General features: G+C 68.0%; 21 protein-coding genes and 4 pseudogenes. 5 read left to right on the top strand and 20 right to left on the bottom strand.

Going from position 1 to position 21937, the window contains the following annotated elements; genetic code table 11:
• Together ADBZ6I_RS06345 and recO are read right to left on the bottom strand one after the other, a co-directional pair.
• On the bottom strand, positions 1-387 hold a 387-nt coding region (locus ADBZ6I_RS06345), incomplete at its 3' end, for an undecaprenyl diphosphate synthase family protein (RefSeq protein WP_526381995.1).
• Complete coding sequence (recO, locus tag ADBZ6I_RS06340; protein ID WP_526381991.1) at positions 353-1174, bottom strand: DNA repair protein RecO; 822 nt, start codon at positions 1172-1174, stop codon at positions 353-355. The genes recO and ADBZ6I_RS06345, both read right to left, overlap by 35 nt.
• A gap of 121 nt (positions 1175-1295) precedes the next feature.
• Between recO and ADBZ6I_RS06335 the strand changes: the two genes are divergently transcribed.
• Complete coding sequence (locus tag ADBZ6I_RS06335) at positions 1296-2573, top strand: HNH endonuclease signature motif containing protein (RefSeq protein ID WP_526381989.1); 1278 nt, start codon at positions 1296-1298, stop codon at positions 2571-2573.
• Between the two features lie 75 nt (positions 2574-2648).
• Here ADBZ6I_RS06335 and era read toward each other — a convergent pair whose 3' ends face one another.
• From era to hemW, 10 genes and pseudogenes are all read right to left on the bottom strand, one after another.
• Positions 2649-3566 (bottom strand): GTPase Era, encoded by a 918-nt coding sequence (gene era, locus ADBZ6I_RS06330; RefSeq protein ID WP_526381987.1) that lies wholly within the window; start codon positions 3564-3566, stop codon positions 2649-2651.
• Positions 3559-4860 carry a CNNM domain-containing protein gene (locus ADBZ6I_RS06325; protein WP_526381985.1) on the bottom strand — a complete coding sequence of 434 codons (1302 nt, stop codon included), beginning with the start codon at positions 4858-4860 and terminating at the stop codon, positions 3559-3561. Before ADBZ6I_RS06325 ends, era begins: the two co-directional genes overlap by 8 nt.
• A gap of 13 nt (positions 4861-4873) precedes the next feature.
• Positions 4874-5407 (bottom strand): rRNA maturation RNase YbeY, encoded by a 534-nt coding sequence (gene ybeY / locus ADBZ6I_RS06320; RefSeq protein WP_526381983.1) that lies wholly within the window; start codon positions 5405-5407, stop codon positions 4874-4876.
• 14 nt (positions 5408-5421) lie between these two features.
• A pseudogene (locus ADBZ6I_RS06315) lies at positions 5422-5739 on the bottom strand (PhoH family protein); the annotation flags it as partial.
• A 261-nt stretch (positions 5740-6000) separates the two neighbouring features.
• Positions 6001-6249 (bottom strand): annotated as a pseudogene (locus ADBZ6I_RS06310) (LAGLIDADG family homing endonuclease); the annotation flags it as partial.
• Positions 6250-6816: 567 nt separating this feature from the next.
• Positions 6817-7509 (bottom strand): annotated as a pseudogene (locus tag ADBZ6I_RS06305) (PhoH family protein); the annotation flags it as partial.
• A gap of 20 nt (positions 7510-7529) precedes the next feature.
• Positions 7530-8273 (bottom strand): 16S rRNA (uracil(1498)-N(3))-methyltransferase, encoded by a 744-nt coding sequence (locus ADBZ6I_RS06300; protein WP_526381981.1) that lies wholly within the window; start codon positions 8271-8273, stop codon positions 7530-7532.
• 13 nt (positions 8274-8286) lie between these two features.
• On the bottom strand, positions 8287-9432 hold the full coding sequence (gene dnaJ, locus ADBZ6I_RS06295; protein WP_526381979.1) for a molecular chaperone DnaJ: 1146 nt from the start codon (positions 9430-9432) through the stop codon (positions 8287-8289).
• A 26-nt stretch (positions 9433-9458) separates the two neighbouring features.
• Positions 9459-10496 (bottom strand): heat-inducible transcriptional repressor HrcA, encoded by a 1038-nt coding sequence (gene hrcA / locus ADBZ6I_RS06290; RefSeq protein ID WP_526381977.1) that lies wholly within the window; start codon positions 10494-10496, stop codon positions 9459-9461.
• 212 nt (positions 10497-10708) lie between these two features.
• The gene (hemW, locus tag ADBZ6I_RS06285; RefSeq protein WP_526381975.1) at positions 10709-11884 is read right to left on the bottom strand and encodes a radical SAM family heme chaperone HemW; all 1176 of its coding nucleotides are present in this window, start codon (positions 11882-11884) and stop codon (positions 10709-10711) included.
• Positions 11885-12206: 322 nt separating this feature from the next.
• Between hemW and ADBZ6I_RS06280 the strand changes: the two genes are divergently transcribed.
• From ADBZ6I_RS06280 to ADBZ6I_RS06270, 3 genes are all read left to right on the top strand, one after another.
• Complete coding sequence (locus ADBZ6I_RS06280) at positions 12207-13883, top strand: nitrite/sulfite reductase (protein WP_526381973.1); 1677 nt, start codon at positions 12207-12209, stop codon at positions 13881-13883.
• A gap of 127 nt (positions 13884-14010) precedes the next feature.
• The gene (locus ADBZ6I_RS06275; protein ID WP_526381971.1) at positions 14011-14712 is read left to right on the top strand and encodes a phosphoadenylyl-sulfate reductase; all 702 of its coding nucleotides are present in this window, start codon (positions 14011-14013) and stop codon (positions 14710-14712) included.
• An 8-nt stretch (positions 14713-14720) separates the two neighbouring features.
• Positions 14721-15458, top strand: coding sequence for a sirohydrochlorin chelatase (locus ADBZ6I_RS06270; RefSeq protein WP_526381969.1), 738 nt, complete (start codon positions 14721-14723; stop codon positions 15456-15458).
• Positions 15459-15464: 6 nt separating this feature from the next.
• Here ADBZ6I_RS06270 and ADBZ6I_RS06265 read toward each other — a convergent pair whose 3' ends face one another.
• From ADBZ6I_RS06265 to ADBZ6I_RS06230, 8 genes are all read right to left on the bottom strand, one after another.
• The gene (locus ADBZ6I_RS06265; protein ID WP_526381967.1) at positions 15465-15884 is read right to left on the bottom strand and encodes a hypothetical protein; all 420 of its coding nucleotides are present in this window, start codon (positions 15882-15884) and stop codon (positions 15465-15467) included.
• Complete coding sequence (locus tag ADBZ6I_RS06260) at positions 15881-16912, bottom strand: sulfate/molybdate ABC transporter ATP-binding protein (RefSeq protein WP_526381993.1); 1032 nt, start codon at positions 16910-16912, stop codon at positions 15881-15883. The genes ADBZ6I_RS06265 and ADBZ6I_RS06260 overlap by 4 nt, the downstream gene beginning before the upstream one ends.
• Before the next feature lie 44 nt (positions 16913-16956).
• Positions 16957-17763: a sulfate ABC transporter permease subunit CysW gene (gene cysW / locus ADBZ6I_RS06255; protein ID WP_526381965.1), complete on the bottom strand. Its 807-nt coding sequence runs from the start codon at positions 17761-17763 to the stop codon at positions 16957-16959.
• Positions 17760-18593: a sulfate ABC transporter permease subunit CysT gene (gene cysT / locus ADBZ6I_RS06250; protein WP_526381963.1), complete on the bottom strand. Its 834-nt coding sequence runs from the start codon at positions 18591-18593 to the stop codon at positions 17760-17762. Before cysT ends, cysW begins: the two co-directional genes overlap by 4 nt.
• The gene (locus ADBZ6I_RS06245) at positions 18590-19633 is read right to left on the bottom strand and encodes a sulfate ABC transporter substrate-binding protein (protein ID WP_526381961.1); all 1044 of its coding nucleotides are present in this window, start codon (positions 19631-19633) and stop codon (positions 18590-18592) included. Before ADBZ6I_RS06245 ends, cysT begins: the two co-directional genes overlap by 4 nt.
• A gap of 318 nt (positions 19634-19951) precedes the next feature.
• Entirely contained in the window at positions 19952-20146 is a 195-nt protein-coding gene (locus ADBZ6I_RS06240; protein ID WP_526381959.1) for a hypothetical protein, read from the bottom strand.
• A gap of 55 nt (positions 20147-20201) precedes the next feature.
• On the bottom strand, positions 20202-20813 hold the full coding sequence (locus tag ADBZ6I_RS06235) for a hypothetical protein (RefSeq protein ID WP_526381957.1): 612 nt from the start codon (positions 20811-20813) through the stop codon (positions 20202-20204).
• A gap of 314 nt (positions 20814-21127) precedes the next feature.
• On the bottom strand, positions 21128-21379 hold the full coding sequence (locus tag ADBZ6I_RS06230; RefSeq protein ID WP_526381955.1) for a hypothetical protein: 252 nt from the start codon (positions 21377-21379) through the stop codon (positions 21128-21130).
• A gap of 266 nt (positions 21380-21645) precedes the next feature.
• Here ADBZ6I_RS06230 and ADBZ6I_RS06225 point away from each other — a divergent pair.
• Positions 21646-21937, top strand: a pseudogene (locus ADBZ6I_RS06225) (trehalase-like domain-containing protein); the annotation flags it as partial.

Here is a 21937-nt window from a genome sequence, read left to right as displayed (position 1 = left end):
CTCGGTGGAGAACGCGTACACGCTCAGGTGCTTGATACCCAATTCGATCGCGCCGCAGGTGATGTCGATCAGGACGGCCTCGCCCATCTTGTGGCCCTCGGTGCGGCTGAGGCCGCGCTGGGTGGCCCAGCGGCCGTTGCCGTCCATCACGATGGCGACGTGCCGGGGCAACTGGTCGGCGGGGATGGCCGGAGCGACGGCCTTGGACGGATGCTGGGGTGGACGCCGCGGACCGCCGCCGGGAGCGGCTGGCAACTCCGGGAACACCACGGGCCAGCGGGTTGTGTCGGGGAATACCGGGTAGTCGGCGGGCGCGGGCGGCAGTTGCGGAAACTGCTCCCTGCCCCTGCGCTCACCCCCCAGCCAGGAGTTGGCCACCCGGTCCATCGCCATGGGGCACATCCTGCCTGAAGGTCGTCGCGTCATGATCAACGGGATGGGAGTAGACCCGCTCCACCAGTGGCAAAGTCCGTAGCTGTCGTTCCAGGTGCCACTGCAGATGCGCTGCCACCAGGCCGCTGGCCTGCCCCCGGTGCGACGACGACGACTCCTGGGCAGCCGCCCAATCGCCCTCGTACAGCGCCGCCATCAGGTCCAGGACCGCCTGCGGCGGGGTGGCCGAACCGGATGGCCGGCAGTGCATGCACACACTGCCGCCGGCGGCGATATGGAACGCCCGGTGCGGGCCCGGCGCGGCGCAGCGGGCGCATTCGGTCAGCGACGGGGCCCAGCCGGCAATGCCCATGGCGCGCAGCAGATAGGCGTCCAGCACCAGCTCGCGGGGCCGGGCGCCGTCGGCGACCGCCCGCAGCGCGCCGACGGTGAGCCGGTGCAGGGCCGGGGCTGGGGCGTGTTCCTCACCGGCCAGCCGCTCGGCGGTCTCCAGGATCGCGCAGGCGCTGGTGTAGCGGCCGTAGTCGCAGACGATGTCGGTGGCGAAGGCGTCGATCGAAACCACCTGGGTGACGATGTCGAGGTTGCGGCCGGGGTGCAGTTGGACGTCGATATGGGCGAACGGCTCCAGCCGGGAGCCGAACTTGCTGCGGGTGCGGCGAACCCCCTTGGCGACCGCGCGGACCAGACCGTGGTCGCGGGTCAGCAAGGTGACGATGCGGTCGGCTTCGCCCAGCTTGTGCTGGCGCACGACGACCGCCCGATCCCGGTACAGCCGCATCGGTCCAGTCTGTCACCGCTAGGGGACATCAGCGCGGACGCGCGCCCTAACCGGTCAGGTAGCGCTGCAAGGTCGGACAGATCCAGTCCACGACCTGCGCGGTAACGCTCTTCCATCATCAATGTCAGACATCAATGTCAGACCCCGCTGCGACGATGTAGTCGTGACCCCGTCAGCACCGGCTCAGCAGCGCATCGAGGCGCTGTTCGACGAGTTGTCAGAGTTGGCCGGTCAGCGCAACGCGATCGATGGACGCATCGTAGAGATCGTCGCCGAGATCGAGCGCGACGAGCTTTGGGGCCGCACCGGTGCGCGCTCGATCCCGGCGTTGGTGGCCTGGAAGCTCGGCACCTCATCGGGCACCGCGCACACGATCGCCACGGTCGCAGGTCGGCTCGGGGAGTTTCCCCGTTGCGCGCAGGGCATGCGGGAAGGCCGGCTGTCGCTGGATCAGGTCGGTGTCATCGCAGCGCGGGCCGGCGAGGGCTCCGATGAGCACTATGCCGAGCTGGCCGCGGTAGCGTCAGTCAACCAGCTGCGCACAGCGGTCAGGCTTGAGCCCCGATCTCACCCTGAACCTGCAATCCCGCCCCTGCGCTCGGTCACCAAGAACTGCGGCGAACGGTCCACGAGCTGGCGCATTACCCTGCCTCACGATGAGGCGGCGACGTTCGACGCGGCAATCCAGTCCCATCTCGACGCGCTGATCACAAGGTGGGAGAACGATCACAGTGATCGTGAGGGCGGATCCGATGAGCGACCGCCGACGCCCAACACCGCCGACGCCTTCATGGCACTGGTCGAGGCCGGCTGGGATGCCGAGGTGAGCCGCCGACCACACGGGCAGCGCACCACCGTGGTGGTACACGTCGATGTCGAAAAACGCACCGGTGCATTACATCTCGGCCCGCTGCTCACCGACGCCGACCGGCAATACCTCACCTGTGACGCCACCTGTGAAGCCTGGTTCGAACGTGACGGCCAAGTGATCGGCGCCGGCCGCACCAACCGCACGATCAACCGGCGACTGCGCCGCGCGCTCGAACACCGCCACCCCACCTGCGCCATCCCGGGCTGTGCCGCCACCCGCGGACTGCATGCCCACCACATCCGGCACTGGGAAGACGGCGGCCCCACCGAACTGGCCAACCTTGTCCTGCTCTGCCCGTATCACCACCGCATGCACCACAGCGGCGGCATCACCATCACCGGACCGGCCGATCACCTGGTCGTCCGCGACAGCGACGGCGACATTCTCAGCTCCGGATCGCTGGCACGTCCGCCCCACGGACCCCCGCCCGACGTTCCACCGTGCCCCGGACCGACCGGGGAGCGCGCTCAATGGTGGTGGTACCCGCCGTTCCAGGCGCAGCCACCACCGGACCAACTCGCCGGCTAATCTCAGGCGCGGCGCTCGGGTGTCGCTGGCATTTACTGCGCCCGTGCGCGCATCGTCGCCGATGCACTCGGCCGCCTAGAAACCCAGCCGGCCGAGCAGCTTCGGGTCCTGCTGCCAGTTCTTGGCCACCTTGACGCGAAGGTCGAGATAGACCTTGGTGCCCAGCAGCTTCTCGATCTGGCGGCGCGAACGGGTGCCGACCTCTTTGAGCCTGGCCCCGCCCTTGCCGATGACGATGCCCTTCTGGCTGTCGCGTTCGACGTAGATCAGCGCGTGAACGTCGATCAGTTCGCCCTGCTCCTCGGTGCGGCCCTCACGCGGGGACACCTCGTCGATCACCACGGCCAGGGAGTGCGGCAGTTCCTCGCGGACCCCTTCCAGCGCGGCCTCCCGGATGAGCTCCGCCATCAGGACCTCTTCGGGCTCGTCGGTGAGTTCGCCGTCGGGGTAGAACGCCGGTCCCGGCTCCAGCTGATCGGCCAGCACCCCGATCAGGACGTCGACCTGCTCGCCGGTCGTGGCCGACACCGGGACGATCGCGGCGGCGTGCTCGCCCACCAGTTCGCTGACCGCCATCAGCTGTGCGGCCACCCGGTCCTTGGGGACCTTGTCGATCTTGGTGACGATGACCACCAGCGTGGTCCTCGGCGCCACCGACCGGATCTGCTCGTAGATCCACCGGTCCCCCGGACCGATCTGTTCGTCGGCGGGCACACACCAGCCGATGACGTCGACCTCGGAATAGGTGTCGCGCACCAGGTCGTTGAGCCGCTTACCCAGCAGGGTGCGCGGCCGGTGCAGCCCAGGGGTGTCGACCAGGACGATCTGGAAATCCGGGCGGTGCACGATGCCCCGGATGGTGTGACGGGTGGTCTGCGGACGTTTGGAGGTGATCGCCACCTTGCTACCGACCAGGGCATTGGTCAGCGTCGACTTACCGGTGTTGGGCCGACCGACCAGACACACGAAGCCCGAGCGGAAGTTGTCAGCCACGGCCGTCCCCGTTTGCGTCTGCGCCGGAATCGGCCGGGCGCACCAGGACGGTGGTGATCCGCTGCCGGCCCCGCGGGTCGCGCTCGCCTTCGGCCCGCAGCCGCAGGCCGTGCAACACCACCTCGGCACCCGGTAGCGGTACCCGGCCCAACTCCAGCGCCACCAGGCCGCCGACGGTGTCGACGTCGAGGTCGTCATCGAACTCGATGTCGTAGAGCTCGCCGACGTCCTCGATGGGCAACCGTGCCGACACTCGGAACGTCTTGTCCCCCAGGTCTTCCACCGGTGCGACCTCATCGGTGTCGTACTCGTCGGCGATCTCACCGACTATCTCCTCCAGCACGTCCTCGATGGTGACCAGGCCGGCAGTGGCGCCGTACTCGTCGACCAGCAGGGCGATGTGGATACGGTCGCGCTGCATCTCCTTGAGCAGGTCGTCGAGCGGCTTGGAGTCCGGGATGAACACCGCCGGGCGCATCACCTCGGCGACGGTGATGTCCCGGGCGGCCTGCGCGGAGTAATAGGTCCGTCGCACAAGATCTTTCAGGTAGACCACGCCCACGATGTCGTCGACGTCATCACCGATCGCCGGCATCCGGGAGTGGCCGCTGCGGATCGCCAGCGAGGTGGCCTGGGCGGCGGTCTTGTCGCTTTCGATCCACACCATCTCGGTGCGCGGCACCATCACCTCGCGGGCCGGGGTGTCGCCGAGTTCGAACACCGACTGGATCATCCGGCGTTCCTCGTCGGCCACCACGCCGCGCTGCTGGGCCAGGTCGACCACTTCGCGCAACTCGATCTCCGAGGCGAACGGGCCGTGGCGGAAACCGCGGCCCGGCGTGACGGCGTTGCCCAGCAGGATCAGCAGCCGACTGATCGGGGTCAGCAGTACCGAAATCGCCTGCAACGGAATGGCCGACGCCAGTGCGATGGAGTAGGCGCGCTGGCGACCCAGGGTGCGCGGACCGACACCGACGACCACGAAACTGGCGACGGTCATGATCGCGGCGGCGCCGATCAGCGCCCAGCGCAACCCGAACCGGTCGTTGAGGTAGGCCACCATCAAGACGCTCGCGATGGCTTCACACACGATCCGAAGCAGCACAACCAGATTGACGTATTTCGGCCGTTCGGTGACCACCCTGGCGAGCCGCACCGCCCCGGGCCGTTCATCGCGGACGAGTTCCTCGATCCGCGCCATGGACACCGTGCTGATCGCCGCGTCGATCGCCGAGAACAGTCCGCCCAGCAGAATCAGGGCAATCGCGCCGATCAGCGGCGCGAGGCCGTTCAATGCTCCAAGCCGTTCACCGGTCGAAGTTCCGGGACTTGTCCAGCAGCCGCTTGTCGCGTTCCGCCTGACGGTCGGAGTGATAGGCGTTCACCTGGTCGGCAACCCACTCCTCGAGAAGTTGGCGCTGCAGTGCGAACATCTCCTTCTCCTCGTCCGGTTCGGCATGGTCGTAACCCAGCAGGTGCAGTACGCCGTGAACGGTCAGCAGGGCGAGTTCCTGGCCAAGGCTGTGTCCGGCCGCCGCGGCCTGTTCGGCGGCGAACTGAGGGCACAGCACGATATCGCCGAGCATCGACGGGCCCGGCTCCGGGGCGTCCGGACGGCCACCGGGTTCGAGTTCGTCCATCGGGAAGCTCATGACGTCGGTGGGCCCCGGCAGATCCATCCACCGCATGTGCAGATCGGCCATCGCGGCGAGGTCCAGCAGCACCATCGACAGCTCGGCCGCCGGGTTGACGTCCATCTTGCGGATGACGAAGCGCGCGACGCTGATCAGTTCCTCTTCGGATACGTCGATACCCGACTCGTTGGAGACCTCGATGCTCATGCGCGAACCCGCTCCTAGTGCCGCCGGCGCTGCGCCCGGTTGAGCCCGGGCTGCTCGGCGGCGCGGGCGTAGGCATCGACGATGTCGGACACCAGCCGGTGGCGCACCACGTCGGCGCTGGTGAGTTCGGAAAAGTGGATGTCGTCGATGCCGTCGAGGATATCGAGCGCCGCGCGCAACCCGGAGCGTGCACCGCCGGGCAAGTCGACCTGCGTAATGTCCCCCGTCACAACGATTTTCGAGCCGAAGCCCAACCGGGTGAGGAACATCTTCATCTGCTCGGCGGTGGTGTTCTGCGCCTCGTCGAGGATGATGAAGGAATCGTTGAGGGTGTTATGCGTGAGCAGGAAGTCCTCGGTCACATAGAGCGAGTCTTCGGCGGCAACGCGGATGCACACGGCTTCCTCCGTGCCGGCAGGTTCGATGTTGTCGACGAAGCGCCGTGGTTGGCCGCCGCCGGCCTCGTCGTACTTCGCGGCCTTACGCGCCAACCTGAACGGCGCGACACCTTCGGGCAATCGGATATCGAGGATGTGGGCGTCCGACCGGTGCGGCACTTCCCGCCCCCGGGCAAGGCCGGGTTTGCGCCCCTCGGCCTTGCGGGTGCGGATGTAGACGATTCCGCCAAGCGACTGGACGAGGAACTTAACGTCGTCGCGCAGCCGGTCGGAGACAGTGGTGTATTGAATCCGGCAGGTCCGGCCCTGCTGCATGACAGGTCCGCCGTCGGTGTCGAGGAGGCCTTGCAGCACCGCGAGTCGCACATCGGCGTCATTGAGCAGATACTCGGCAGGAACGAATTTGTCACTGGACCGTTTCCCGTCCAGCCCGAGCCGGCGCATAGCGCCCCGAACCGGGTTCTCGATAGTCCTGGACTCGCCGGCGTGCGCAACGCGGTTCAGGATGTAATCACAGCCGCTCTTGTGCCGAGCCTCGATTCCGGGCACGAGCTGCGAAAGTGCCGCCGCCAGTTCGGGATCGTTCGTCGCGAAGCTTGGCGGGGCAATGCTGCTGAAGCAACCATCTCCCAGCAGCAGGCCTAACGCGTAGGGATCGAACGGAACAGGCCGCGACGCGAAACGAACCGGTGCGCTCAGGAGCGGCAACTCATAACGGTAGTAGTGCGCTGCCCGGAGATTGCCGATCATCTCCTTGGTTTCGAGGACCCGGGCAGGCTTGCCGCGTCTCCGATCGCTTCTGGTGTAGACCGACCAGAGGTGGTCACCGGAGGCGCGCGTCGAGCAGCCATCCTGAGTGTGGACGCGGTAGATCTCCTTGAAGCCCTGCGGGTAAACACCGAGAACCTCTGTGGGCTCGCCGTTCGAGCCGACCACGAAATCGCCGACTCCGATGTCCCCGATCAGCCGGAAACCGGAGGGCGTCAACACCTTCGTCGACAGGGGCTGCGCACGGCCACGCATATACGCCAGCGGCGCGACCTCGATGACTCCGGCGCCCATCAGCTTCGGAATCGCTTCGGCATCCATCATGTCGTGCAGGGCGTCGTAGAGCGGCCGCAGATACGGGTCGATCTTCTCGCTGAGCGTGCCGGGCAGAAAACCAAGGCGCTCACCGGCTTCCACCGCGGGCCTGGTCAGGATGATCCGGGTGACCTGTTTGGTCTGCAGGGCCTGAACGGCTTTCGCCATCGCCAGATAGGTCTTACCGGTGCCGGCCGGACCGATTCCGAACACGACGGTGTTGGTGTCGATGGCGTCGACGTAGCGTTTCTGATTCAGCGTCTTGGGCCGGATCGTCTTGCCGCGCCGGGACAGAATGTCCAGCGTCAGAACCTCCGCCGGCGACGCACTGTCCTCACCGGACACCATCGCCACGCTGCGTCGGACGGAATCCGGCGACAACGCCTGACCGCCGGCCACGATGGCGACGAGTTCGGAGATCACCCGTTCGGCCAGCGCCACGTCGGCGGCGGAGCCGGACAGATTGACCGCATTGCCGCGGACGTGCACTTCAGCGGCGAGGTTTGCCTCCAGAGCGCGCAAGTTTCCGTCAGCCGAACCGAGCAGGCCCACGACGAGGTCGGGCGGAACAGTCATGCTGCTGCGCACCTGCGCGGCAGTGCTGGTTTCCCGGGGCGTCATATTGCCGCTGATTCTACCGATCAGCCCGCCCACCGGGGGGTGAGAACACCGAGCGACCCCAGTGCGACCGCCGCCGCGGTCGAAGTGCGCAGGACAGTGGGCCCCAGCACCGTCGTCACCGCACCGGCGGCGGTCAGCGCATCGAGTTCAGAGTCGCTGATCCCGCCCTCCGGTCCGACCACCAGGATGATCTCCTCCGCCCCGGCCAAAAGGATGTCCGAAACCCGCCGCTCGGCGGACTCGTGGAGCACCAGCGCCACCGCATTTCGGCGCCCGGCGAGGTAGCCGCACAGTTCGCGGGTGGACAGCGGACCGCCGACGTCCGGAATCCAGGGCCGCCGGGACTGTCGCGCCGCCGACCGGGCCACGGCCCGCCACCTGCGCAGACCCTTGGCGGCCCGGTCACCCTCCCAGCGGGCCACACATCGTTCGGCCTGCCAGGCGATGATCTCGTCGGCGCCGGCTTCTGTGGCCAGTTCGACGGCCAGTTCGGAGCGCTCGGACTTCGGGATGGCCTGGACCACCGTCACCGGCGGCCCGGGCTGTGGCGCGGTCCGGCGGCCGGTGACCCGTACGGTCAGGCTGCGTTTGTCGGCGTGTTCCACGACACACTCGGCCAGTGCGCCCGCACCGTCGGAAATGACCAGCGACTCCCCCGGCCGGATCCGCCGGACGGTGGCCGCGTGGAATCCTTCGTCGCCATCGACGACGGCGGTGTCACCGACGGCCGGCACGACGTCGGCGTAGAACAGGGTGGCCGCCATGAGGCAGGAAGGCTCAGCGACCGGTGAAGGTTTCCCGCAGCCGGCTGAAGAGTCCCCCGCTGCCCGACTGCTGCGCGGCCGTGCGACTGGACTTGACGGCGGCCTGCTCGCCGCTGCGGCTCTTGATCTGGGTGAGCAACTCCCGGGTGTGGGCGTCGAGCTTGGCCGGCACCGTCACCTCGATGTGGGCATGCAGGTCACCGCGGGCGTCGGAACGCAGCCGGGGCATACCGTGCCCGCGCAGGGTGACCACCGCCCCGGGTTGGGTGCCGGGGGCGATGACGATCTCGGAGACGTCGCCGAGCAGCCCGTCGATGGTCACGCTGGCGCCCAGTGCGGCGTCGACCATCGGAACGGTGATGGTGCAGTGCAGGTCCTCGCCGTCGCGGACGAGGAACTCGTGCTGTTGTTCGTGGACCTCCACATACAGGTCACCGGCGGGTCCGCCACCGGGGCCGACCTCGCCCTGGGCCGCCAGCCGTACCCGCATCCCGTCGGCGACGCCGGGGGGGATCTTGACGCTGATGTCACGGCGCGCGCGCACCCGACCGTCACCGCCGCAGCGGTGGCACGGGTCCGGGATGACATCGCCGACGCCACCGCAGGTGGGGCAGGGCCGGGCCGTCATGATCTGGCCGAGCAAGGAGCGCTGGACGCTTTGGACCTCGCCCCGCCCGCCGCAGATGTCGCAGGTGACGGGCGTCGAGTTGCCATGGGTGCCCCTGCCCTGACAGAGGTCGCACAGCACCGCGGTGTCGACGGTGACCTGCCGGGTGACGCCGGTGGCGCACTCGGCCAGGGTCAGCCGCATCCGCAGCAGCGAGTCCGCCCCGGGGCGGACCCGGCCCACCGGTCCGCGGGAGCCGCCGCCCCCGCCGAAGAACGCCTCGAACACGTCACCGAGACCGCCGAAACCGGCAAAGCCGGCGCCGGCGCCGGCGCCGGCCGATCCCAGCGGGTCGCCGCCGAGGTCGACGATGCGGCGCTTCTCCGGATCCGAGAGCACCTCGTAGGCGGTGCTGATCTCCTTGAACCGCTCGCCTTCGTCGGGGTTGATATCAGGGTGCAGTTCGCGGGCCAGCTTGCGGTAGGCGCGCTTGATCTCCGCGTCGCTGGCGTTCCTGCTCACTCCGAGCAGTCCGTAATAGTCGCGTGCCACGCTTGACCTCTCCGCCGGCGCCGGCCTCAGCCAGCGCGGTTGCCCAGAACTTCACCGATGTACATCGCAACCGCGGCGACGTTGGCCATGGTTCCCGGATAGTCCATCCGGGTCGGGCCCACCACACCCATGCCGCCGAACACCGTTCCCGCGCTGCCGTAGGTGGTGGTGACCACCGACGTGCCGACCATCTGCTCGGCCTCGGTCTCGTGGCCGATGCGCACCGTCACCTTACCGGCCTCCTGCTGGGCGGCCAGCAAACGCAAGACGACGACCTGCTCCTCCAATGCCTCCAGCACCGACCGCAACGATCCGCCGAAGTCGGCGGTGTTGCGGGTCAGGTTGGCTGTGCCGCCCAGCACCAGACGCTCCTCGCTGTGTTCGACCAGAGACTCCAGCAGCACGGTGGCCGAGCGTCCCACGGCGTCGCCGAAGGTGCCGCCCTGGCTAAGCCGGCTGGCCAGGTCGGCCACCGCAACTGAGGCCGCCGAGAGCCTCTTGCCCTCCAGCGCCTTACCGAGGACGTCGCGCAACTGCGCCAGCTGGTGGTCGTCGATGGTGTCGCCGAGCTCCACGATGCGCTGGTCGACGCGGCCGGAGTCAGTGATGACAACCATCAGCAGCCGGGCCGGCGTCAGGGCCACCACCTCCAGGTGGCGGACCGTCGACGCCGAGAGCGTCGGGTACTGCACCACCGCGACCTGTCGGGTCAGCTGCGCCAGCAGTCGCACCGCGCGGCGCAGCACGTCGTCGAGATCCACCCCGGTCTCCAGGAACGACAGGATGGCGCTGCGCTCCGAGGACGACAACGGTTTGACCTGATCGATGCGGTTGACGAACTCCCGGTAGCCCTTTTCGGTGGGAACCCGGCCGGAACTGGTGTGCGGCTGGGCGATGTAGCCCTCCGCCTCCAGCACGGCCATGTCATTGCGGACGGTGGCGCTGGAAACGCCGAGGTTGTGGCGTTCGACCAGCGCCTTGGAGCCGATCGGCTCTTTGGTGGCGACGAAGTCGGCGACGATGGCCCGCAGCACCTCGAAGCGACGATCATCGGCACTTCCCATGGACACCTCCTGCGGTCGGCCGCCATTTTACGGGTTTTCGACCAGCCCGTTTAGCAGACCGACTAGGAGAGTGCCATTAGGAGGAGGAGAAGGCCCCGTTCGGAATCGGTCCAATGCCGCCGCTGATGGCCATCGATTAGTCAGCGACCCCAGGGCCGCGAGAACGCTTCAGTCAGGAGGCGCCTCGCGGCCCTGTGGTTTGTGGCCCAGCCTCAGCCGTCCAGCAGATCCCGGACCACCGCGTCGGCCAGGAGCCGGCCCCGGTCAGTCAGCACCAGCCGGTCAGCTGCCTCGACGAGCAGACCGTCGGCGACCGCCTGGGTGGCCCGCTGCCGTTCGGTATCGGTCAGCACATCGGCGGGCAGTCCCCGGCGCAGCCGGATGCCGAGCATCACCTGCTCGACATGCCGGTCGGCTGGGCCGAGCCGCTCGAATCCGGCGACGGGCAGCGTTGTGCCCTGCAGGATCTCGGCATAGCTGCTGGGGTGCTTGATATTCCACCAACGGACGTCGCCGAGGAATCCGTGCGCACCGGGCCCCGCACCCCACCATTGGCCGCCGGCCCAGTAGCCCTCGTTGTGGCGGCACTCGCCGCCGGGCCGGCTCCAGTTGGACACCTCGTACCAGTCAAGACCGGCGTCGGTGAGCGCCCGGTCGATCATCCGGTAGCGGTGGGCCAGGACGTCGTCGTCGGGTGCGGCGATGTCGCCGCGCCGCACCCGCCGGGCCAGCGCGGTGCCGTCTTCGACCACCAGCGCGTAGGCCGAGACGTGGTCGACGCCGGCGTCCACCGCGGTGTGCAGCGAGGCCAGCAGGTCGCTGTCGGACTCCCCCGGCGTGCCGTAGATGAGGTCGAGGTTGACATGGGCGAACCCGGCGGCCAGTGCCTCCCGGGCGGCGGCGACGGCGCGGCCCGGCGAATGGGTGCGGTCCAGGACGGCGAGCACCCGCGGGGATGCGGACTGCATGCCCAGCGAGACCCGGGTGTAGCCGGCGGCGCGAATGGCGTCGAAGAACTCCGGTGAGGTGGACTCCGGGTTGGCCTCGGTGGTCACCTCGGCGCCGGGCGAGAGCGTGAATGCGCCGCCGACCGCGTCCAGCACCGCCGCCAGTCGGGCGCCTCCCAGCAGTGAGGGTGTGCCACCACCGACGAAGATGGTGTCCACCGTCACCGCTCCCACCGTGGCAGCGGCCAGTTCCAGTTCGGCGCGCAGTGCGCTTAGCCAGCCGTCCGGGGTGGCGCCGCCCAACTCACCGGCGGTGTAGGTGTTGAAATCGCAGTAGCCGCAGCGGGTGGCGCAGAACGGGACGTGCACGTAGATGCCGAATGCCGTGCCCGGTGTCACGGTCGGTTCGGGCAGCACCGCCGGGGCGGGGCGAACGGGCATGGGCTTAGTGTCGCAGGCGGCGCGGGCGAGGCCCGGATCGCCTGATCAATGACGTCGGCGACCTGGGATCTCATTGGTTGGGCCGGTCGGTGGAGCGCGTGGCACAATAGCGGCCATGCCCGCCGACTCGTCGACCTCGCGCATCGTGGCGCTGGTGGTCCGGCGGCATGTCGACTTCAAGCGCGTTTGTAGCTGTTGTTGTCCGATCTGACGCCGTAGTCCGCCACCCCAGCCAGCTGGCCGCCGGATTTGCGTCGCCGACCGGCAGCCGGTGATGCGACCTATCCCACAGGCCGGCTCCCCGATCCGAGGAGCCCTACCAATGACCCAGCCGACCAAGGCAGAGCGGCCCGCCAAGACCCGCAGCGAGGGCCAATGGGCCCTTGGCGACACCGAGCCGCTGAACCCCAACGAGGTCTTCAAGAAGGAAGACCCGGCGCTCAACGTGCGCGCCCGCGTCGAGGAGATCTACGCCAAGCAGGGGTTCGACAGCATCGACAAAGTGGACCTGCGTGGGCGGATGCGCTGGTTGGGTCTTTACACCCAGCGCAAAGAGGGGTACGACGGCACCTTCACCGGTGAGGAGAACACCGACCTCATCGAAGCCCCATACTTCATGCTGCGGGTGCGCAGCGACGGTGGCGTGCTGACCGCCGCATCGTTGCGGATGCTCGGCCAGATCTCCACCGAGTTCGCCCGCGATACCGCCGACATCTCCGACCGGCAGAACATCCAGTACCACTGGATCCGGATCGAGGACATGCCGGAGATCTGGCGGCGACTGGACAGCGTCGGCCTGCAGACCACCGAAGCCTGCGGCGACTGCCCCCGCGTGGTGCTCGGCTCACCGCTGGCCGGCGAATCGCTCAACGAGGTCATCGACGCCACCCCGGCGATCGAGGAGATCGTGCGCCGCTACATCGGCAAGCCGGAGTACGCGAACCTTCCGCGCAAGTTCAAGACCGCGATCAGCGGCCAGCAGGACGTGGTGCACGAGATCAACGACGTGGCGTTCATCGGCGTCAACCACCCCGAGCACGGACCCGGCCTGGACCTGTGGGTCGGCGGCGGTCTGTCCACCAACCCGATGCTGGCCCAGCGCCTGGGCGCCTGGGTGCCGCTCGACGAGGTGCCCGACGTCTGGGAGGCCGTGGTGAGCCTCTTCCGCGATTACGGCTACCGCCGACTGCGCGCCAAGGCCCGGATCAAGTTCCTGGTCAAGGACTGGGGCGTAGAAAAGTTCCGCGAAGTTCTCGAAACCGAGTACCTCAAGCGGCCACTCATCGACGGACCCGCGCCGGAGCCGGTCATCCGCCCGATCGACCACGTCGGGGTGCAGCGACTCCGCAACGGGCTCAACGCCGTCGGCGTGGCGGCGATCGCCGGACGGGTTTCGGGAACCATCCTCACCGCGGTCGCCGACCTGGCCGAGCGGGTGGGCTCGGACCGGATCCGGTTCACCCCGCACCAGAAGCTGATCGTGCTGGACGTCCCCGACGACAAGCTCGACGAACTCATCGCGGGCCTGGAGGCCCTCGGCCTATCGGCCACCCCGTCGCACTGGCGGCGGAACCTGATGGCCTGCAGCGGTATCGAGTTCTGCAAGCTGTCCTTCGCCGAGACCCGGGTGCGCGCGCAATCGCTGGTTCCCGACCTGGAGAAGCGGCTGGCCGACCTCAACGCACAACTCGACGTGCCGGTCACCGTCCACCTCAACGGCTGCCCGAACTCGTGTGCGCGAATCCAGGTGGCCGACATCGGTTTCAAGGGCCAGATGATCGACGACGGGGATGGCCCGGTGGAGGGTTTCCAGGTGCACCTCGGCGGAAGCCTGGGCCTGGACAGCAATTTCGGCCGCAAGCTGCGCCAGCACAAGGTGACCAGCGCCGAGCTCGGCGATTACATCGAGCGGGTGGTGCGCAACTTCATCGCCCAGCGTGAGCCGGGTGAGCGATTCGCAGTGTGGGCGGTGCGCGCCGACGAGGAGGCCTTGCGATGAGCGCTCGCGCGAAGAGCGGAGAACAAGCGATGAGCGCTCGCGCGAAGAGCGGAGAACAAGCGATGAGCGCTCGCGCGAAGAGCGGAGAACAAGCGATGAGCGCTCGCGCGAAGAGCGGAGAACACCCATGACGGTCATGACCGAAGCCGACCTGCGTGAACTTGCCGCCCGCGGTGCCGCCGAATTGGAGGGCGCGGGAGCCGAGGAACTGCTGGCCTGGACGGATCGTCATTTCGGTGGCCGTTACGTGGTGGCCTCCAATATGCAGGACGCGGTGCTGGTGGACCTCGCCGTCAAGGTGCGTCCGGGTGTGGACGTGCTGTTCCTCGACACCGGCTACCACTTCGCCGAGACCATCGGGACGCGCGACGCGGTGGAATCGGTCTACGACATCACCATCGTCAATGTGACGCCGGAACACACTGCGGCAGAACAGGACCGGCTTCTGGGCAAGGATCTGTTCGCCCGCGACCCCGAGCAGTGCTGCCGGTTGCGCAAGGTGGTGCCGCTGGGCAGTGCGCTAAGCAACTATGCGGCCTGGGTCACCGGTATCCGCCGGGTGGAATCGCCGACCCGGGCGAACGCCCCGCTGATCAGTTTCGACGAGGCGTTCAAGCTGGTGAAGGTCAACCCGCTGGCGGCCTGGACCGACGAGGACATGCAGGCCTATATCGAGGCCAACGGTGTGCTGGTGAATCCGCTTGTCGACGAGGGCTATCCGTCGATCGGGTGCGCGCCGTGCACCGCCAAGCCGGTCGACGGCGCCGATCCGCGCAGCGGGCGCTGGCAGGGCCTGAACAAGACCGAGTGCGGATTGCACGTCTCGTGAATACGCCGGTGTCTTTCCCCGAGTCGCTTCGCCCCTGCCCGCCGGTCCTGATCCTCACCGCGCACGGCAGCGTCGACCCCCGTTCGTCGGCCACCAGCCACGCGGTGGCCGACCAGATCCGGCTGCTGCGACCCGGCCTGGATGTGCGAGTCGCGTTCTGCGAGAACAGCACGCCCAACCTGGCGGACGTACTGACCACACTGCGTGGACCGGCGGTCATCACCCCACTGCTGCTGGCCAGCGCCTACCACGCACGGGTCGACATCCCGGGCATCATCGCCGCCTCCGGTGCCGAGGTGGTGCAATCCGACACCCTCGGTGAGGACCCGCGCCTGGTCCAGGTCCTGCGTGCCCGACTGGCGGATCTCGGTGTCGACGACGACCACACCGACACCGGGGTGCTGGTGGTCGCGGTCGGCTCGTCGCACACCGCGGCAAACGCACGGACGTCGACGCTGGCCACCACACTGGCCGAGCGCAATCGCTGGGCCGGTGTCCGGGTGGCCTTCGCGACCGGTCCCGAACCCACCGTGGCAGAAGGCATCGAGGACCTGCGCCGCACCGGCGCACGCCGGATCGCGCTGGCACCGTGGTTCATCGCGCCGGGCCGGATCACCGACCGGGTCGCGCGGGTCGCCGCGGACGCCGGGGTCGAGATGGCCGGGCCGCTGGGTGCGCACGCACTGGTCGCGGCGACCGCGCTGGATCGATTCGATCAGGCTGTAGCCCAGCGCCTGGCGGCCTGAGGTCGCCTAGTTGGGAGCCCCGGGCGTGCCCGGGGTACCGGGAGTGCCCGGCGCACCGGGAGCGCCGTCGGCGCCGTCCGCGCCATCGGCCCCATCCGCGCCGTTGACACCGCCACGACCACCGGACCCGCCGGAACCACCAGATCCTCCGGCTCCGCCGGCACCACCCGCACCGCCGGCGCCACCCGCACCGCCGGCGCCACCGGCACCGCCTCGGCCACCTGCGCCGCCATGGCCGCCGTTACCGCCGTTACCTCCGGTCACGCCGCCCTCCTTACCGCTGGGCGCCGGCACGGGGGCGCCTGCCGTCGACATCGTCGTCGTCCCACCGTTGGGGGTGCCCGTGGTGGTGACGCTACAGCCAGCCGCGGCTGTCACCGCGAGCGCACCGATGGCCAACAACACCGGCACTCGGATAGTCGTCACAATTGCTCTCCGTTCGGACGTTGTTGGGCTCCGGCGATCGGCGGTATCCGGGTGGCCCGGACATATACGGTATCGCCATCCTTGAGTCCGAGCGCCTCGGCGTCACCACGGGTGATCTGGGCGATGAACGGCTCCCCGGTGGTCGCGCTGGTCAGCTCGACCCGAACCTCGAAACCCAGGTAGACCACCCGGTCGATCCTGGCCGGGATGACCGCGGTGCTGTCCGCGCCGCCGTCGCTGGCGGCGATCGCCATCTCCGGTGTGCGGCCGACCCGAATATCGTGCGGCCGCACCAGGATTCCGTCGAGCGAGGACACCGTGCCCAGGAACGACATCACGAATGCGTTGGAGGGGCTGTCGTAGACCTCGGCGGGGGTGCCCACCTGTTCGATGCGCCCCTTGTTGAGCACCGCGATCCGGTCGGCGACGTCGAGAGCCTCCGCCTGGTCATGGGTCACCAGCACCGTGGTGACGTGCACCTCGTCGTGCAGGCGGCGCAGCCAGGCGCGCAGATCCTCCCGGACTTTGGCATCCAGGGCGCCGAACGGTTCGTCGAGCAGCAGCACCTCGGGATCGACGGCCAGTGCGCGCGCCAGCGCCATCCGCTGACGCTGGCCTCCGGAGAGCTGGTTGGGGTAGCGGGTCTGGAAACCGGCCAGGCCGACCACTTCGAGAAGGTTGTCGACCTTGGCGTCGATGTCGGCTTTTCGCTGTTTGCGGATCTTCAGGCCGAAGGCCACGTTGTCGCGCACCGTCAGGTGCTTGAACGCGGCGTAGTGCTGGAACACGAAGCCGATTCCGCGGCGCTGCGGCGGCACCGCGGTCACGTCGCGGCCGTTGATGACGACCGAGCCGGTATCCGGCCGGTCAAGCCCGGCGATCGAGCGCAACAGCGTCGACTTACCGGAGCCGCTGGGGCCCAGCAGGGCGGTCAGCGAGCCGGAGGGCACCACGAAGTCGACGTTGTCCAAAGCGGTGAAGTCGCCGTAGCGCTTGTTGGCGCCACTGACGACGATGGCGTTTTCCACAGCGTTTTCCGCGGCGTTCTGCACGCCCGGGTTCACAGTGGGGGTCATGTGCGCTTCCTCCTGGCCTCCAGCACCGTCTGGGCCACCAGCACCAGCACCGCGATCATCATGAGCAGCGTCGAGATGGCATAGGACCCGTACTCGACACCCCGGTTGTACCGGTCTGACACCAGCAGGGTCAGTGTCTGGGACTGGCCCGGCAGGTTGGACGACACCATCACCACCGCGCCGTACTCCCCCAGCGTCCGGGCCACCGTCAGCACTACCCCGTAGGTCAGACCCCAGCGGATCGAGGGCAGGGTGATCCGCCAGAACGTCTGCCACCAGGTCGCTCCCAGCGTGGCGGCGGCCTCTTCCTGCTCGGTGCCCAGCTCGTGCAGGACCGGCTCGACCTCCCGGATGACGAACGGCACCGTGACGAAGATGCTGGCCAGGATGATGCCCGGCAGACCGAAGATGATCTTCACGCCGAAGTCGTTCTGGACGAATCCCAGCACGCCGGCACTGCCCCACAGCAGGATCAACGCCACGCCGACCACCACCGGCGACACCGCGAACGGCAGATCGATCGCGGCCTGCAGGATTCCCTTTCCTCGAAACCGCTTGCGGGCCAGCAAGAGTGCGGTAGGAACGCCGAATACGACATTGAGCGGGACGACGATGGCGACCACCAGCAACGAGAGTTGCAGCGCCGAGATGGCGGCCGGAGTGGTGATCGAGGCGAAGAACGCCCCGACGCCGGGTTCGAACGTGCGCAGCAGAATCAGCCCAACCGGGACGATGACCAGCAGCAGCACGTAGGCCAGTGCGAGATAGCGGCCGAGGTAGCGGGCCAGCGGCGAGAGGATCACGCGGAAAGCTCCTCGCGCCGGGCGGCGCGGGACCCGATGACCCGCAGCACGAACAACACAAGGAAGGAAATAGCCAGCAGGACAATCGAAATCGCCGCCGCACCGGTGCGGTCGTCATTCTCGATCAGGGTCCTGATCCACTGCGACGAGACTTCCGTCTCGCCGGGGATCGCGCCGCCGATCAGGACGACCGACCCGAATTCGCCGATCGCGCGGGAGAAAGCCAGGCCGGCACCGGTGAGCAACGCGGGCAGCAGCGCGGGCAGGATCACCCGGGTGAAGATCATCCGGTTGGTGGCGCCCAGAGACGCCGCGGCCTCTTCGGCCTCACGGTCGAGTTCGAGCAGAACCGGCTGCACCGTGCGCACGACGAACGGCAGAGTGACGAAGAGCAGCGCGACACCCACACCCCACTTGGTGTGCTGCAGATGCACCCCCACCGGGCTGGCCGGCCCGTAGAGGGCCAGCATCACCAGGCTCGCCACGATGGTGGGCAGCGCGAAGGGCAGATCGATGACGGCGTCGACAAACCGCTTACCGGGAAACTCGTCGCGGGCGAGCACCCACGCGACCAGCAGGCCGAACACCGTGTTGACCAGCGTCACGCCGATCGCGACGGTCAACGTGACCCGGAACGACTCCAGCGCGGCGGGGGCGCTGACGGCGGCGACGAATGCCGGCCAACCGCCCTTGCCCGACTGCCACACGATCGCGGCCAGCGGCAGCAGAACGATCACGCTGAGCCAGATCGACGCCGCCCCGGCCAGCGCCGGGGCGGAACCGCGCCGATGGGCCGTTCCCGCCGACGGCGTGCCGACGGCTGCCGTCATCCGGTGGCCTTCTTATAGATGTTGGTGATCGCCCCATTGTCCTTGTCGAACAGGGCGGTATCCACCGCGGCCCAGCCGCCGAGATCGGCGATGGTCCACAGTTTCTGCGGGGCCGGGAAGGTCTTGGCGAACTCCGCAACCACCGCCGGGTCGACCGGGCGGAAGCCGGCCTGCGCCCAGATTTTCTGACCCGCCGGGGTGTACAGGAAGTTCTTCAGCGCGGTGGCCTTGTCGAGGTGCGTGCTGGTGGTGAGTACGGCCACCGGGTTATCGATCTTGAAGGTCTGCGGCGGGTTGACGTGCTCGACGGGCTTGCCCTGCCGCTCGATGTGGATGGCTTCGTTCTCGTAGCTGATCAGCACGTCGCCGGTGCCTTGCAGGAACACGTCGGTGGCCTCCCGGCCCGAACCCGGACGGGTCTTGACGTGCTCGCCGACCAACTGGGTGATGAAGTCCAGTCCAGCCTGCTGGTTCTTGCCGCCGTCGCTCTTGACCGCATAGGGGGCCAGCAGGTTCCACTTGGCCGACCCCGAACTGAGCGGGCTGGGGCTGACCACCTCGATGCCCGGCTGCAGCAGGTCGTCCCAGTCCTTGATGTTCTTGGGGTTGCCCTTGCGGACCACCAGCGAGACCACCGAACCGAACGGGATTCCCTTGGTGACGTCGGTGTTCCAGTCCGGTGAGACTTTGCCGGCCCTCACCAGCCGAGTCACGTCGGGTTCGACGGAGAAGTTGACGAGGTCGGCGGGCTTGCCGTCCACCACCGAACGGGACTGGTCGCCGGACGCACCGTAGGACGTCGTCACCGCGACACCCTTGCCCTCCGGGGTCTGGGCGAACGCCGGGATGATCGTGCTCCAGCCGGGCTCCGGGACCGCGTAGGCGACCAGCGTCAGGGTTGTCTCGGCATCGTCGGCACCGCCACCGACGACATCGCTGGACCCGCCGCCGCAGGCGGCGAGCACGGTGGCGGTGGCGGCCAGCGCGGTGGCGTTGCGCCAGTGGCCGAATTTTCTGCGGCGCAGGGACTTTCCGAACATCGATGAACCTCTCGGGTTGACGGATAGCGGGAACGCATACCCGTCACAACGAGGGTTCACAGGCGACATGCCGTGACCAGCACCAGTTCGAGACGGGCAGTTGGGTCAGCGACAACAGCAGCAATGGGCGGACGCCGGCGACACGGCCACAAGGCCACTGCCGAATCCGGTCACCGTACGCACGGAGGGCAGCGTAACAGAGCACGGGGCCCGGCGCCGTCTCCGGTGGACTGAACTCAGCGGTTGAGCAACCACACCAGGACGACCAGGACGAGCAAAGCCACCAGAGCCAGCGTCACACGGGAGCGGGGCATGGCGTCACCTCCCTGTCTCGACATCGCCACGCAGTCGGCGCAGCACCCGGATACCGGCGCCGAGCACTGCGTCGATGGCCGTGGCCAGGAGGTAGGCCAGGCCCATCACCACCGGCATGACGAGCAGGGTCTGCGGCACGAAGGGCAGCCCGGACAGCCACAGTTCGAAGCTGTCCCACCAGTTCAGGAAGCCGCCCACGCCGATCACCCTAGCGCTGCACAGCAGCTGGCTTGAACCAGTTACGGATGGAGGCTCAGCGCGGGGTGCGCAGTGCGTAGTAGCCCAGCTTGGAGTAGCCCGACCCGGTGTTGGTGTAGAGCTTTCCAAGGTAGACGCCCCGCACGAGTTCCACGAGCTCGTCACGGGTCTTGCTGATGATCAGCTTCGGGTTGTTCTCGACGTCGGCGTAGTCGCCCACCATGACGTCGAGGTCCGGGTCTTCTTTACCGCGCTCGACGTAGGTCTTGAAGTCGAAGGCGAGCTTGCCGTCGGTGTGGTCGCGCATCGAGTACAGCGGCCACAGCAGCTTGCCGAGCAGGCCGGTGCTCTTGGTCAGACGATTGCAGCCGGTGGCGGCCTGATTATCGAAGCGCTTGCCCTGCCATGGATTCCACACCGCGGTGAATGCGCCGAGCACGGTGTCGACCTTCGGATTCATGGTGGTCACCATCTTTCCCTCGGTGGCGCCGTGCAGGTCGGTCGGCACGGTGCCCAGCCGGAACAATTCATCGAGGTCGGCAACCGCGGCGGCCGTATCGCTCTTGGCCCGGTTGGACAGCTCGTCAATCCACGCCCACGTCGAGTCGGCCGCGGCCTCGGGATGAGCCTTCACCGAATCCCGCAACCACTCCAGTTTGCCAGCCACGCCGGGATCCGCCGTGTCGCGTTCCTTGGCCATGCTTTGCCCTCCCCATACCTGTCACGATGGAAAATCACTGTTTCCGGCGGACTTTACTGTTGGCATTCGGCTCGCGGAGGCGGATACGGCAAATCCGAACACCACAGAAGTGGCAGACGAGATTCTGCGGTTGTGAACCGACTTCTCGCGCAACGTGACCGGATGGGTTCAATATCGGCAAATTCGGCTCGCCGGGTAAAGAGTGTTGGCGGCGCCGGAAATTTATCTCAACGGCGGATCGCCGACACCGGCGATCATGTGGGGTTCCCCACGGCGTCTGCTCAATGACCCGCCGCCGCCGGCCGGTTCTCGATGGTCAGTGTCACGCCGGTCGCGCGATTGCTGGCCGTTCCGGAGGGTAGGTCGAAGAAGTCCCCGTCAATGATCCGCCCGTCAATGATCCGCCCGTCAATGATCCGCCCGTCAATGATCCGCCCGTCAATGATCCGCCCGTCAATGATCCGCCCGTCAATGGCGGATGGTCTTCCCGGCCTCCATGCGGCCCGCGCCGGAACGTTCGACGGCCCGGGCATCGACTATGACAGAGGCCGCGCCTGCTGGACTTCGAGGGCGGTCACCGTCCACGTCTCGCCGCGCAGCCCGGATCCGCGGCATTGTGTCCGGATCGGTGGACGCCGGACCCGCCGACGGCCATGATTGCGGGATGTCGCCCCAAGCCCAACCCGCAGGTGAGGACGTCGCGGCCGATGACGTCGGCCCCCCACCGGGCCGGAATGGCCGGCGCACCACACCGCTCAACGTCACTAAGCCCCAGCCCGACACCCGCTCCGGCCCGGTCCGCACCCCGTTCCCCCCGATCGCCGACTACGCGTTTTTGTCCGACTGCGAGAACACCTGCCTGATCTCGGCGGCGGGCTCGGTGGAGTGGATGTGCGTTCCCCGCCCGGACTCCCCCAGTGTGTTCGGCTCGGTCCTGGACCGCGGGGCGGGCCATTTCCGCCTCGGTCCCTACGGGGTGTCGGTTCCGGCGGCGCGCCGTTACCTTCCCGGCAGCCTGATCATGGAAACCACCTGGCAGACCCCGACCGGCTGGGTGATCGTGCGCGACGCCCTGGTGATGGGCCCCTGGC

The sequence above is a fragment of the Mycobacterium sp. genome, from assembly GCF_044342925.1.
Taxonomy (GTDB): Bacteria; Actinomycetota; Actinomycetes; order Mycobacteriales; family Mycobacteriaceae; genus Mycobacterium.
This window is presented reverse-complemented; position numbering and strand designations above follow the sequence as displayed.